Source organism: Peribacillus faecalis, assembly GCF_014712675.1.
GTDB classification, from domain to species: Bacteria; Bacillota; Bacilli; order Bacillales; family DSM-1321; genus Bacillus_AD; species Bacillus_AD faecalis.
On record NZ_JACXSI010000034.1, the window covers coordinates 21,662 to 35,284 of the forward strand.

The window sequence follows — 13,623 nt, forward strand, 5'->3', positions numbered from 1 at the left end:
AACCTTTTATATTAACTAAAAATTCAGAAAAATAATAGCAATATGATTTTAGTTCGGTTTGTTTAACAGAAATCTTTCATAGTTTTTATATAAAAAACCTTCTACTTGAGCAAATGTGTAATGCTTCATCATCTCCTCAATCAATGCATTATAACAGGAGTATGTATGTAGACCGCCGACATATTCCTCTGTGCCGTCAAAATCAGAGCCGAACCCGATATGTTCTATCCCCCCCAAAGCCGCGATATGGTCAATATGGTGCAATAATTGATTGATTGTCGCCTGTCTATCCTTTGTGACAAACTTCGGCACAAAAGTCAAACCAATCAATCCATTATGATTGATTAATTCGGTTATTTGATTATCATATAGATTTCTCGGATGATCACAAATGGAGCGACAATTTGAATGAGACGCAAAGAGCTTACCTCCAATTTGTACGCAATCCCAAAATCCGGCTTCACTTAAATGCGAAACATCCAATGTTAATCGATGGCGTTTCAACCATTGTGCTAACTGCCTGCCCTTTATCGAAAGTCCCGCATTGCGACACTCCAGGGAACCATCAGCAAATACATTTGCATAATTCCATGTCAGCCCAACAGAAGAAACCCCTAATTGCTTTAGCGTAGCAAGCCTCCCGATATCATCCTGGATTGCGTCACAGCCCTCAAGAGCAAGAACCGCACCAATTTCATCATCGCTTAATTTTTGATAATCTTTCACTGATTGAATTAACTTCATCTTCGGCATTGACAGGATATTTCTATAAAAAATCGAGATCATTTTTAAGACCGCTTCATATCTAATACTCGGATGTATATGTTCAGACACATAGATAGCGAAATATTGCAGCCTGCTGTTTGTACCTTCTAATTGTTTGTAGTTGACAGACAACAAATCACTATCTGCGAATGAGATTGCTGGATTATGCAACATTTTCATTAATACATCACAATGCAAATCAATAATTTTCATGTTTTTCACCTCCATATTCACAGAAAAAAACCTGCTGCAAAATCGCAAACAGGCTGTTCGTTCCAATCGTTCTACCGTGGTTCGACAATTAACTTTATCGCTGTTCTTTCTTCATTATCAATTAATATATCTGTAAAAGCAGGAATACATATCAAGTCCACTCCACTAGGTGCGACAAATCCTCTTGCAATTGCTACTGCCTTTACGGCTTGATTTAACGCTCCTGCGCCGATAGCCTGAATTTCGGCCGCTCCTCTTTCGCGCAATACACCCGCAAGTGCGCCTGCTACAGAATTAGGATTAGATTTTGCTGAAACCTTTAATATTTCCATCCCCTAGCTCCTCCTTGTGTTATTCCTTCTTCATCGTTAAGCGATGATACTATCTCCATTGCTACTATATTCTCGAATCCGAGTTATTATGACTATAAAGAAAAACCGTTACCGATCCTTTTTCAATTTTGAATCTGCCTCCTGAATTCACTTCAATGAAAAAGGAGTCATGCGGGAGGACTAAGATGAATTACACAAGAAACCCGCCTTTGGTTTCTTGGGGGAGACAGCTTAGGACCGAGCATGGCAGGTATAAGGTTAGACAGCTATCCAAGTTCAATAATTTATGCTCACTTAAGAAGTTAGAAAAACCGTTACCGATCCTTTTTCAATTTTGAATCTGCCTCCTGTATTCACTTCTTTGAAAAAAGAGATATAGAAACAATAATTCGCAAGCATAGTGCAACAACTAAGGGCGCTCCATCCTACAGTAATGTCGCCTTGACCTGTATCTTGCAGGCAAAAAAAGCTGCCCGCACTACCGGACAGCTAAAAATCATTATTCAAAAAACGGGTGATCTTCGTTAATTAAAATCGTTTCAATCTTTGTTGCTTTTCCTGTCTTTTCATCAATATCAATAAGTACGGCACTTAATAGCGTACGGCCATCTTTAGGCACTGTAAAACGGGCAGGAAGACTGTTTTGGAACTTTTGGATAATAGGCTCCCTCATCATCCCTAAAATTCCGTCATACGGCCCTGTCATGCCGACATCAGTTAAATAAGCCGTTCCATTAGGCAAGATTCGCTGATCAGCCGTTTGCACATGCGTATGCGTTCCTACAACAGCCGAAACTTTGCCGTCTAAAAACCAGCCTAGCGCTTGCTTTTCACTTGTTGCCTCTGCATGGAAATCAACAAAAATAATCGGCGTTACCTTTCTCGCTTCCTCTACAAGCTTCTCAGCGACAGTAAAAGGACAATCAATCGCCGGCATAAATGTTCGGCCTTGCAAATTGATAACAGCCACTGTCAGGGCATTCCAACGTATATATGTAAGCCCTTTTCCCGGAGTCCCTTCCGGATAGTTTGCTGGTCTGACAAGATTTTTGGCATCTTCAATAAACTCAAAAATCTCTTTATGATCCCATGTATGGTTACCTAGCGTAACGGCATTTGCACCGCACTCTAAAAACTGGCGATAGATTTTTTCAGTAATGCCACGCCCTGCCGCGGCATTTTCACCATTAATGATGACAATTTGGGGCTTATATCTATCTTTTAATTTCGGTAAATATTCCTGCACCATATCTCTTCCTGGTGAACCAACAACATCACCGACAAACAATAATTTCATATTCATTTCCTTTCTTGTGAAACAAATTCACTTCAAAATCTTATTTCTTTATTATACTGTACAAAAAGTAAAAAAGGTAAGCTACATTATATGTGAGCTTACCTTTCATCTACTTATTTAGCATACTCAACTGCACGAGTTTCTCTTATGACCGTAACTTTGATATGGCCTGGGTAATCTAGTTCTTTTTCAATTCGTTTTCGAATATCGCGAGCTAGACGATGGGCCTCTAAATCATCAATTTGTTCCGGTTTAACCATAATGCGAACTTCACGTCCAGCTTGAATTGCAAAGGATTTCTCTACGCCATCATATGACTCTGAGATCTCTTCAAGCTTTTCTAAGCGTCGAATATAGTTTTCAAGCGTTTCACTTCTAGCACCTGGTCTTGCTGCAGACAATGCATCCGCTGCCGCAACAAGAACAGCAATGATTGATGTAGGTTCTGTGTCACCATGGTGAGAAGCGATACTATTTATAACAACAGGATGTTCTTTATATTTAGTAGCTAATTCAACACCGATTTCTACGTGACTTCCTTCTACCTCATGGTCTATTGCTTTACCGATATCATGGAGCAAGCCTGCTCGTTTCGCAAGCGTAACATCTTCTCCAAGCTCAGCAGCTAGCAAACCGGAAAGAAAAGCAACTTCCATTGAATGCTTCAGCACGTTTTGTCCGTAACTCGTACGGAACTTCAAACGGCCAAGAATCTTGATTAAATCAGGATGCAATCCGTGTACACCGACTTCAAACGTAGTTTGTTCACCGATTTCACGAATATGCTCATCAACTTCACGTCTTGCTTTATCAACCATTTCTTCAATGCGCGCCGGATGGATTCGGCCATCTTGCACAAGCTTCTCAAGCGCTAAGCGTGCTGTTTCACGTCTTATCGGATCAAAACCGGATAGTATTACCGCTTCTGGTGTATCATCTATAATCAAATCAATACCAGTTAACGTCTCCAGTGTACGGATATTACGTCCTTCTCTACCGATAATTCGACCTTTCATTTCATCATTAGGCAATGTTACTACTGAAACTGTTGTTTCAGCAACATGATCAGCAGCACATCTTTGAATAGCAAGTGAAAGAACTTCTTTTGCCTTCTTATCGGCTTCTTCTTTAGCACGATTTTCGTTTTCCTTAACCATCATTGCAATATCGTGCGAAAGCTCGCTTTCTACACGTTCAAGGATAATGGTTCTTGCTTCTTCTTTCGTCAAACTCGAAATGCGCTCAAGCTCTGATTGCTGTAAGCGAACCATTTCCTCCACTTTGCTTTCCTTCTCTTCAATATGCTGTTGTCTTTGGTTAAGAGAGTAATCTCTTTTCTCTAAAAGTGACTCACGTTTATCCAGCGTTTCATCTTTTCGATCAAGGTTCTCTTCTTTTTGCAATAATCGATTTTCTTGTTTTTGTAATTCAGATCGTCGTTCACGAATGTCGCGTTCCGCATCAGTACGAAGTACATGAATCTCATCCTTCGCTTCCAATAGAGCTTCCTTCTTCAAAGCTTCGCTTTCTCGAAGTCCATCTTCAATAATACGTTCCGCTTCACTCTTTGCTCCCGCTATTTTGTTCTTCTCAATTGACTTGAATACAAAATAACTAACAACTGCACCAACGAACAGAGCAAGCAAAATGGAGATGATGATATAAATAGGTTCCATCGTTTTCACCTCCCCTTGCTATGAAATTAGTTTAAATGGTGTCATGTCGGCTTGTACAATAATATTCATCTATACAGTCCGATTTGTCTTTTTACAAATGTCTAATTGGGAAAAATGTAAAATATACATTTTTAATTGTATAGTTGCAAAAATTCATTGTCAAGAGGTTGTCCTTATACAGCCTCGAATTTTCAGACTTTATGTTTATTTTCCATTAATTATTCACTAATTAGCATTTTATATTTCATTTTATGAAAATAATTTCTTGTCTTTAAAATTATTTCGTACAACCTTTATAGACAAATTAAAGTACAAAAAAGAGGTTCCTCAGATGAATAAATCATCCAAGAAACCCCCTTAAAAGTTCTATTCATCCATCAATTCAAATTGCTCATCTTCATCTTTTGGCGCAATATGTTCGCCGTCTAAATGATAATGATCGCGAATCTTTTGCATAACTTCCAGACGAAGCGCATCATTTTCTTTCAGGAATAGCTTCGCATTCTCTCTGCCTTGACCGACGCGTTCATCATTATAAGAATACCATGCACCGCTCTTTTGAATGATATCCAGTTCAGAAGCCATATCGACAATTTCACCTTCACGTGATACGCCTTCTCCATACATAATATCAACTTCCGCTACACGGAAAGGAGGAGCTACCTTGTTCTTAACGACTTTAATCTTTGTCTTGTTCCCGACAATCTCGTTGCCTTGCTTAATTTGCTCAGCACGGCGCACTTCTAAACGGATTGTTGAGTAGAATTTCAACGCACGGCCACCTGGTGTTGTTTCAGGGTTTCCGAACATAATACCGACTTTTTCACGGATTTGGTTAATAAAGATAGCAATTGTATTAGATTTATTAATTGCACCTGATAATTTACGAAGCGCCTGAGACATTAAACGTGCTTGAAGACCAACGTGAGAATCACCCATATCGCCTTCAATCTCTGCTTTCGGAACAAGTGCCGCAACTGAGTCAACAACAATAATATCAATTGCTCCGCTTCGAACCAACGCTTCAGCAATCTCAAGTGCTTGCTCACCTGTATCCGGCTGAGATAATAATAGTTCATCAATATTAACGCCAAGTTTTTGAGCATAATCCGGATCAAGTGCATGCTCGGCATCGATGAACGCAGCTTGTCCACCGCTTGCTTGCACTTCTGCAATTGCATGAAGCGCTACAGTTGTTTTACCTGAGCTTTCTGGTCCATATACTTCGATAATTCTTCCTCTTGGATACCCACCTACACCTAAAGCTACATCCAATGCTAAAGATCCACTTGGAATAGTTGAAATCTTGCGTTCCGCTTGTTCTCCCAACTTCATAATGGAACCTTTACCAAATTGCTTCTCGATTTGCTTTAAAGCCATTTCTAATGCGGCCTGACGATCACTCACTAGAGTTCCCCCTTTTAATTGTCTTTTTCATTTATATAATTAAAGCTTTGCTTTTGTTTACTTAAGAACTATATTTACTATAACGCTTTTTTCTTCTTTTGACAAGAAAAAAAGCGAACGTTTATTCGATTATTTTTCGGCGCTTTTTATCTGAAAAATGCTTGATTACACAAACAAAAAACACATCTTTAACCACTATTTCCGCTCAAAAATTCAATAAATGAGAAAAGAAAAAGCGCCCCATAATGGAACGCTTCTCCTTGTATTAATGCTGTTTTAAATATCTTAATAGAATAGAGCAGCCATTTTTGACACTGCTTATACGATTTTGCTGTCTGCTTTTACCGAGTGAAAGCTTGTACGCTTTCGCTCCATCTTCTTTTGTTGCGAATCCGACATAAACAGTGCCGACCGGATGCCCTTCAAGCTCGTCCGGACCGGCTACGCCTGTAAAACTCAGACCAAAGTCTGCCCCCATTAAATGGCGTACCTGTTCTGCCATTTCAATGGCACATTGTTCGCTGACAGCTCCAAATCCGGCAAGCGTCTCTTCCTTCACATGAAGCAAGTTTTGCTTTGCTTCGTTTGAATATGACACAATACCACCTTTAAAAACAGTGCTCGCACCGGATACGGAAGTTAATTGCTCCTGGAACATGCCACCGGTCAAACTTTCGGCAGCAGATACAGTTACATTTCTTGCTTTTAGCTCTTTCACCAATTCTTGCATAAGAGATGTATCGTTATAGCCATAGCAATATTGACCGACTCGGGCATTGATTTGCTTCTCAATTTCGTCAATCATCTGTTCCGCTTCTGCAGATGAAGTATGCTTAGCTGTAATGCGCAGCGTCACTTCTCCGTCACTTGCAAGCGGCGCAATTGTCGGGTTGGACTGTGCCTCTAATAAGTCTTCGATTTCAGTTTCCAACTGCGCTTCGCCAATACCGAAGTATCGCAATACTCTCGAATGAATGCGTTCTATCTTATTCATTCTTTCCGTAATTGCGCTAATACCATATTTAGAGAACATCGGCTTAATTTCACTTGGAGGACCGGGCAATAGCATATAAGAATGTGCAGAAGTCGATAGCACCATCCCCGGAGCCATGCCGTGATCATTCGGCAAAACTTTGCTTCCTTTTAAAATAAGCGCTTGTTTTCGATTGTTTTCCGTTAAGATTCTTCCTCTTTTAGAAAAGTAAGATTCAATATGGGCAAGCGCATCCTCATCCATCACAAGCTCTGTCTGCAAATGCTTGGCAATAGTCTCCTTCGTCAAATCATCCTTAGTCGGACCAAGTCCTCCCGATAATATAACTAGCTGCGAACGCCCCTCAGCAATGCCGAGGGCTTGCTCAAGTCGTTCAGGATTATCGCCGACAACTGTATGATAGTAGACATTTACACCAATTCGAGCTAGTTCTTGAGATAAGAATTGTGCGTTGCTATTAACAATCTGACCAAGCAAAAGCTCTGAACCAACCGCAATAATCTCCGCATTCATGATTTCTCTCTCCTAATTTAGTTACTTGGAATTTTTGAAAACCTCTTTATTTTTCGCAAAGTAATCCCATCCGGACCAAATTGTAAAGAACATTGAAATCCACAATGCAACTGTCGCAAAGTCAAAATTGATCAGTTCAAATGGAATATTGTGCAGTAGTAACGCTGATACCGCAATAATTTGCGTCCATGTTTTAATTTTACCAAGCATATTGGCAGCTACTACTTCACCTGTGCCAGCCAAAATAAGTCTTAATCCTGTTACAGCAAACTCACGGCTTATAATGACGATAACAATCCATGAAGCAGCCAGTTGTAATTCAACTAAAACGATTAATGCCGCACTGACTAACAGCTTATCTGCTAGCGGATCCAAAAACTTACCTAAATTTGTCACAAGATTGTATTTTCGCGCATAGTAACCATCTACCCAGTCTGTAACGGATGCGAAAATAAAAATAATAGCTCCGACTAAATGCTCTACCGGCAATGTTGCGTTACCAACTTCTAAAACGCCCCAACCGAAATCAACAAGCATAAAAATAAGAAAAATCGGGATTAAACAAATTCTTGATACAGTAATCTTATTAGGTATATTCAAAACCAAAAACCTCCAAAAAATCTATCTATCTAATTATGTACTCACACCGGTCCAACAATAAAAAGCTATATCCCGAGGACGGTGATAAGCCAATTCCAGATAAAATCAATTGATTTTATAAAAGAATTGGCTTATCACCGTCAAAAGGAGGTTATACTCACTTCATCGTTAAAAACCGGCAGCGATTAAATCTTATTCAGCCTCATCAGCTTTTGTGTAATTGATTTTAATACGCTGACTTACTCTTTCAGCCGTTGAAATGGGATATTCCACTGGCTCGTCATTAATATAAAGCTCAGTTGCTGTCGCTAGTCCAATATTTAAGTCGACTGAGCTATTGTTGGTCAAGTCAAATTCTTGGCTTTCCCCTTCATTTAAAACGCCGCTGAACAATACTTTCCCGCTGTCGTCTGTTACTTGAAGCCAAGGACCACCTGTCGACAAAATTTTCAATTTGAATTCATCGGCATTTTTCAATTCCATTGTTGAATTTTTTCCCGAAGATTCAACAACTGCAATTTCTTGTTTAGCTTTTGAATCCTCTTCTTTATTTTTATCTTTATCTTCTGTTTTAGTTTCTTCTTTAGCTTCGTCTTCTTCAGCAGACTTTTCATCTGTTGTTTCTTTTTGACTTGGTGAAACTGCGTTTTCTTCAAGTTTTATTTCAGTTCCACTATTGCTGCTGTTTGATTCTTCTTTAGGTGAATACACTTTAGAGAAGAACAAATAACCAAAGACAAGAATACCTAAAATAAATGCCACAAGTAAAATTTTAGGCAAAGCCTCTAACAGTTTCGATTGCGGAGCTGACATCGTCTTCTTCGACTGCACTCTTGAAAGCTGCTCGGGAACTTCTTCTTCGCGAACTGAAGGTACTTCATCTTTATATTGCTCAAAAAGCGATTCTGGGTCAAGGCCTACAGCTTCGGCGTATTGCTTGATAAAGGCCCGGACATAGAACTTCCCCGGCATCATACCATAATCGCCATTTTCAATCCCAACTAAATAGCGCTTTTGAATCTTTGTCAATTGTTGCAAATCATCAAGGCTTAAGCCATTAGCCTCGCGCGCCGCCTTCAAAACATTTCCTAATTCTGTCAAATCGATACACCTTCTATACTTTAGAAATCAAAGGATCCGAAATCAGATCCGCCAAATAATTGATTCTGGTTTGCAAGTTCGTATGTAATCTCTTCATCAGGATTGTTTCTCAATTCGATAATATAATCAAAATCATCAAGAGTATATTCAGAATTTTGAACAAATGCATCCGGATGCTCGATTACCTTTACTGCGTCAAGTCTCATAATTTCTCTGACAAGTTGCCAATGCTTTTCATTCGCACGGCGGGTAGAAACAATACCATCGATAATGAATAAGTTGTCGCTATTGTATTCATCTTCAATCAATTGACTTCTGATTGTTTGCTTTAACAATGTTGACGATACAAACAGCCAACGCTTGTTCGCGCATACACTTGCCGCAACAATAGATTCTGTTTTTCCGACTCGCGGCATGCCGCGAATGCCGATCATTTTATGACCTTCCTTTTTAAATAGTTCAGCCATAAAGTCAACGAGCAAGCCAAGTTCATCTCTAACAAAACGAAATGTTTTCTTATCATCTGCATCTCTTTGTATGTAACGTCCGTGGCGAACCGCTAACCGGTCGCGCAGTTTAGGTTCGCGAATTTTAATTACTTTTATCGTATCCATAGTGGATAAAATTGATTCGAGACGCTCGATATTTTTGTAATCCTTCGCTTTCAGAAGCATCCCTCTTCGTCCTTCATCCACGCCGTTAATTGTTACGATATTTATAGAAAGCATCCCTAATAATGAGGAGATATCGCCTAATAAGCCAGGTCGATTCTTTTGAATTTCATATTCAAAATACCACTCTTTGCGATCCATTTTCAGATTCCCTGCCCCTCTTGACAAAATCCTGCAACTATATCTATTATCTTCTATTAATAATATATGATTTTCTATTAATATTAAAGGAAAAACGCAATAAAAATAAATAGTTAAACTATTTCGCACTTTTATATTTTTACATATATCGACATATCCTGCATATTATACTATAAATAAATAAAATTAAGTATACCAGCCGCCGTTTACACGCAATATATGACCCGTTATATAGGACGCCTGCTCAGATAGTAAGAAGCTGATGCTTGCAGCAATTTCTTCCGGTTCGGCTAATCGGCCAAGAGGTATTTCCTCAGCGATTTTTTCAAGTTCCTCAGCGTTAAAGCTGCTCATCATTTCTGTAGCGACCGCACCGGGAGAAACGGCATTGACTCTGACACCCATTGGAGCCAACTCCTTACTCAAACCCTTCACAAACGCATTTTGACCGCCCTTAACCATGCTGTATAATACTTCACAGGAGGCACCAGTATCACCCCAAATAGATGAGATCACCACTATACTTGAAGAATTCTTTTTCATTAGCTTATCTGTAAGCTTTTGGGACAAAACAAATAAACTTGTTAAATGGAGCTGCATACATTCTTGGATAATTTCATCGTTTATATCGTAAATCAATCCGTAATAAGATTTACCGCACGTATAAACAATGCCGTCCAAAGAAAAAATTTGGCTGCTCAGTTTTTCTGCCCCGTCTTTAGCAGCAAGGTCAGATTGTACAGGTATAAATTCGCCATCGTACTGCTGCAATTGTTCCATTAATGTATTGATAGCTTCTTCATTACGAAAATAATGAAGATATAAAGAATAGCCTTCTTTAGCCAACTTCAAGGCAGTTTCCCTTCCTATTCCTCCACTGGCGCCAGTTATTAATATATATTTCTCTTTCATTCTTTCAATCCTCATTTCCATTAGGCTATGTTAAAGGCTACTGTTGATTTCCACTGCGGGCGGACGCTTTCCGTGGGGCATACGCCAATCGCTAACGCTCCTGCGGTGTATCGGCCTGCACGCTTTCCCTCACAGTAGTCGCCGCCCTCCGTTCCAATCAACAACAAATGATAACAGAGCCTCCATTTAAAACACACAAGAGTAAGGGCCTCCAGAAAGTCAAGATTTGACTTTTAGAGAGCCCTATCACTTGTTTTTTATTTCGGCAAAACTTGGCATACTGTCATACGTTCTTTGCTTATCAGCTCGCTCGCAGCCTTCTGGATGTCCTCTAATGTAATGCTTTCCAAAACAGGAACGATTTCAAACAAGCTCGTCTTATAAAATGCATATCGCGTAAATGAATTTGCGATATACTCAGGAGAATTTAATGAACGCAAGAATCCGCCGATTTTTTTCTTTTTCGTCCGCATCAATGTTTCTTCCGTAATGTCATCATGCTCTTTTTTCTCCAGTAAATAATTGATGATTTGATCAGCCAATTCATCCGGTTTTCCGGAATCGCCGCCAATCATCGCAAACCCGAAATTCTCTTCTCTTGTATAATCATATGAAAAAGTACCGTCGATTAAACCTGTTGAATATAAGTGCTCATACATATCCGAGCTGCGTCCGAACAAAATATCGAGCAATAGATTTACGGTTAATTCATTTTTCAGCAATTCAGCGCCTGAAAGGCTCTTATTTTCTGGTTTTATACCGACCAGCACTTTCGGAGTTGAAACATTCATATGAATAACATGTTTCTGTTTTTCGACCTCGTTCGGTTCAGTATCATTTTTCCTCTTAATTTCGGATGCTTCTTCGTACGTTTTACTATTTTGATTATTTCTGATTAGTTCCATCGTCTTCTCAGGATCAACTGCTCCAACAATGAATAATAACATATTGCTCGGATGATAAAATGTATTATAACATTCGTACAACATATCTTTCGTTATTTTATCAATACTTTCGATTGTTCCCGCTATATCAATTTTCACAGGGTGATTATGAAACATATTTGCGATTGTCCCAAAATATAATCGCCAATCCGGATTATCATCATACATATTGATTTCTTGACCAATAATCCCTTTTTCTTTCTCTACTGTCGCTTCCGTGAAATACGGTTCCTGAACAAAATCAATCAGCGTTGTTAAGTTTTGCTCAAAATTAGACGTACAAGAAAACAAATAGGCTGTTCTGGTAAATGAAGTAAAGGCGTTCGCAGAGGCACCTTGCTTAGAAAACAGCTGAAATACATCCCCGTCTTCTTTTTCAAACATTTTATGCTCCAAAAAGTGAGCAATGCCATCCGGCACATGGTCATATTCTTGTTTACCTAACGGGATAAACCAATTATCGACAGAGCCATACTTCGTCGTAAAGGTAGCAAATGATTTATTAAAACCTTTCTTCGGCAAAATATATACATCAAGTCCATTTTTCTGTTTTTCATAATAAAGCACTTCGTCAATTTGCTTATACGTTACTGCTTCCATTATTGTGCCACCTCCGTTCCTGCCAAGAAATAAATTGTATCGAGCTCAACTTGATTTGCTACATCGACAATTTCTTCTTTCGTCACCTTCTTCACTCCATCAAGCCATTGCTGTATACTGACCGTTTTGCCTGCAATGACATCATGGTAAAGCACTTCTACAAGACCGATTGGATGGTCAATCGTCTCCAGAAGCTGATTTTCTATGACAGCCTTTGTTTGCGAAATAATTTGTTCCGAGAATTCACCTTTTTTCATCGCATCCATTTGTTCCTTAATGATATTGACCGTCTTTTGATAATTTTCTTGTTGGATGCCGGCCATGACAATGATTAGCCCTTTATGGCTTTCCAATCTTGAGGCTGCATAATAAGCCAAGCTATTTTTTTCCCTGACTTCCAGAAACAATTTTGAATGAGGGAAACCGCCGAAAATACCATTAAACACTTGCAGCGAGTAGTATTGCTTATCTCCATATACAATGCCGGAACGATAGCCGATATTCAATTTTCCTTGTGTAATATCTTGAACTTCCTTTACTTCCTTCGGTGCATCAACATGGAAGTTGCGTTCAAAAGGCTGCACTTGCGGTTTTCTTTCCGATAAATGAATGTATTGCGAACATAGACGGTCAACCCGTTGGGGATTAACGTCCCCTACTACAAATATGTCAATTTCATCTGTTTCGACCGCATGTGTGAAGTAATCGAATAAAATAGCGGGCGTAATTGCATCTACTTGATCGCTAAAGCCATTCACTTCTATTGCATAAGGTTCGTCTTTACACATTTCTTCAATTAAACGGGTAGAAGCGTACTTCATTTTATCGTCATTCAGTGATTGTATGCGCTGCTTCAGATTACGTTTTTCTTCATCAACTGTCTTTTGCTGAAAAGCTCCATTTTCCACATTCGGATGAAAAATCACTTCAGACAGGAGCTGAATTGCTTTTTCAAGCAATGGTTCACCGCCGGAAAGAAACTTTTCGTTTGCGACTTCCAGTGTGAAGGTAATAATATGATATTCTCCTTTTTTTCCGGCACTGCCATATAATCCAGCTCCATACAGTTCCTCTAAATATGTTCTTAGTGCTGTATTGCTCGGATATTTCTTTGTGTTGCTCTGCAGCACGTACGGCAAAAGAGCCCGCAGCGTCACTGTATCCTCTGACAGCGGCGCTTTCATTTTCCAAACAACTGTATTCGTTTTATATTTATCAGTTGGTATGACGTTTAATTTATAGCCATTCTTCTCAAAGATGGTTTGATTTTCTTGGGACATACATAAGCCTCCCTTGCCGTTATGTAAAACCTTATCAAGCTTATTTTACCTTATCCTCTTGTATTTAAACCATTATTTTCATAAGTGGTTTTCAAAACAAAGGAATCCCTTACTGTACTGTATTACTTATATGCGGCTGATTAGTAAAGAAAAACCGTTACCGCTCCTTTTTTCGTA

At 39.2% G+C, this 13,623-nt stretch carries 12 protein-coding genes; all 12 read right to left on the reverse strand.

Annotation, left to right across the window (positions count from 1 at the left end; all coding sequences use genetic code 11):
* Positions 1-48: 48 nt before the first annotated feature.
* A complete protein-coding gene (locus IEO70_RS13540) occupies positions 49-978 on the reverse strand; it encodes a dipeptidase (protein WP_190998901.1) in 930 nt (309 codons plus the stop codon).
* 71 nt (positions 979-1,049) lie between these two features.
* Entirely contained in the window at positions 1,050-1,310 is a 261-nt protein-coding gene (gene spoVS, locus IEO70_RS13545; protein ID WP_190998902.1) for a stage V sporulation protein SpoVS, read from the reverse strand.
* 499 nt (positions 1,311-1,809) lie between these two features.
* Positions 1,810-2,607, reverse strand: coding sequence for a TIGR00282 family metallophosphoesterase (locus IEO70_RS13550; RefSeq protein ID WP_190998903.1), 798 nt, complete (start codon positions 2,605-2,607; stop codon positions 1,810-1,812).
* Between the two features lie 113 nt (positions 2,608-2,720).
* Positions 2,721-4,283, reverse strand: coding sequence for a ribonuclease Y (rny, locus tag IEO70_RS13555; protein WP_190998904.1), 1,563 nt, complete (start codon positions 4,281-4,283; stop codon positions 2,721-2,723).
* A 366-nt stretch (positions 4,284-4,649) separates the two neighbouring features.
* Positions 4,650-5,690: a recombinase RecA gene (gene recA / locus IEO70_RS13560; RefSeq protein WP_190998905.1), complete on the reverse strand. Its 1,041-nt coding sequence runs from the start codon at positions 5,688-5,690 to the stop codon at positions 4,650-4,652.
* Positions 5,691-5,955: 265 nt separating this feature from the next.
* Positions 5,956-7,197 carry a competence/damage-inducible protein A gene (locus IEO70_RS13565; protein WP_190998906.1) on the reverse strand — a complete coding sequence of 414 codons (1,242 nt, stop codon included), beginning with the start codon at positions 7,195-7,197 and terminating at the stop codon, positions 5,956-5,958.
* Between the two features lie 21 nt (positions 7,198-7,218).
* Entirely contained in the window at positions 7,219-7,797 is a 579-nt protein-coding gene (gene pgsA, locus IEO70_RS13570) for a CDP-diacylglycerol--glycerol-3-phosphate 3-phosphatidyltransferase (RefSeq protein ID WP_190998907.1), read from the reverse strand.
* 192 nt (positions 7,798-7,989) lie between these two features.
* Positions 7,990-8,898 (reverse strand): helix-turn-helix domain-containing protein, encoded by a 909-nt coding sequence (locus IEO70_RS13575; RefSeq protein WP_190998908.1) that lies wholly within the window; start codon positions 8,896-8,898, stop codon positions 7,990-7,992.
* A 20-nt stretch (positions 8,899-8,918) separates the two neighbouring features.
* Positions 8,919-9,710 (reverse strand): DUF3388 domain-containing protein, encoded by a 792-nt coding sequence (locus tag IEO70_RS13580; protein ID WP_190998909.1) that lies wholly within the window; start codon positions 9,708-9,710, stop codon positions 8,919-8,921.
* Positions 9,711-9,896: 186 nt separating this feature from the next.
* Complete coding sequence (ymfI, locus tag IEO70_RS13585) at positions 9,897-10,622, reverse strand: elongation factor P 5-aminopentanone reductase (RefSeq protein ID WP_190998910.1); 726 nt, start codon at positions 10,620-10,622, stop codon at positions 9,897-9,899.
* Between the two features lie 257 nt (positions 10,623-10,879).
* Positions 10,880-12,166, reverse strand: coding sequence for an EF-P 5-aminopentanol modification-associated protein YfmH (gene yfmH, locus IEO70_RS13590; protein WP_190998911.1), 1,287 nt, complete (start codon positions 12,164-12,166; stop codon positions 10,880-10,882).
* Positions 12,166-13,446, reverse strand: coding sequence for an EF-P 5-aminopentanol modification-associated protein YfmF (gene yfmF / locus IEO70_RS13595; RefSeq protein WP_190998912.1), 1,281 nt, complete (start codon positions 13,444-13,446; stop codon positions 12,166-12,168). The genes yfmH and yfmF overlap by 1 nt, the downstream gene beginning before the upstream one ends.
* Positions 13,447-13,623: the final 177 nt, after the last annotated feature.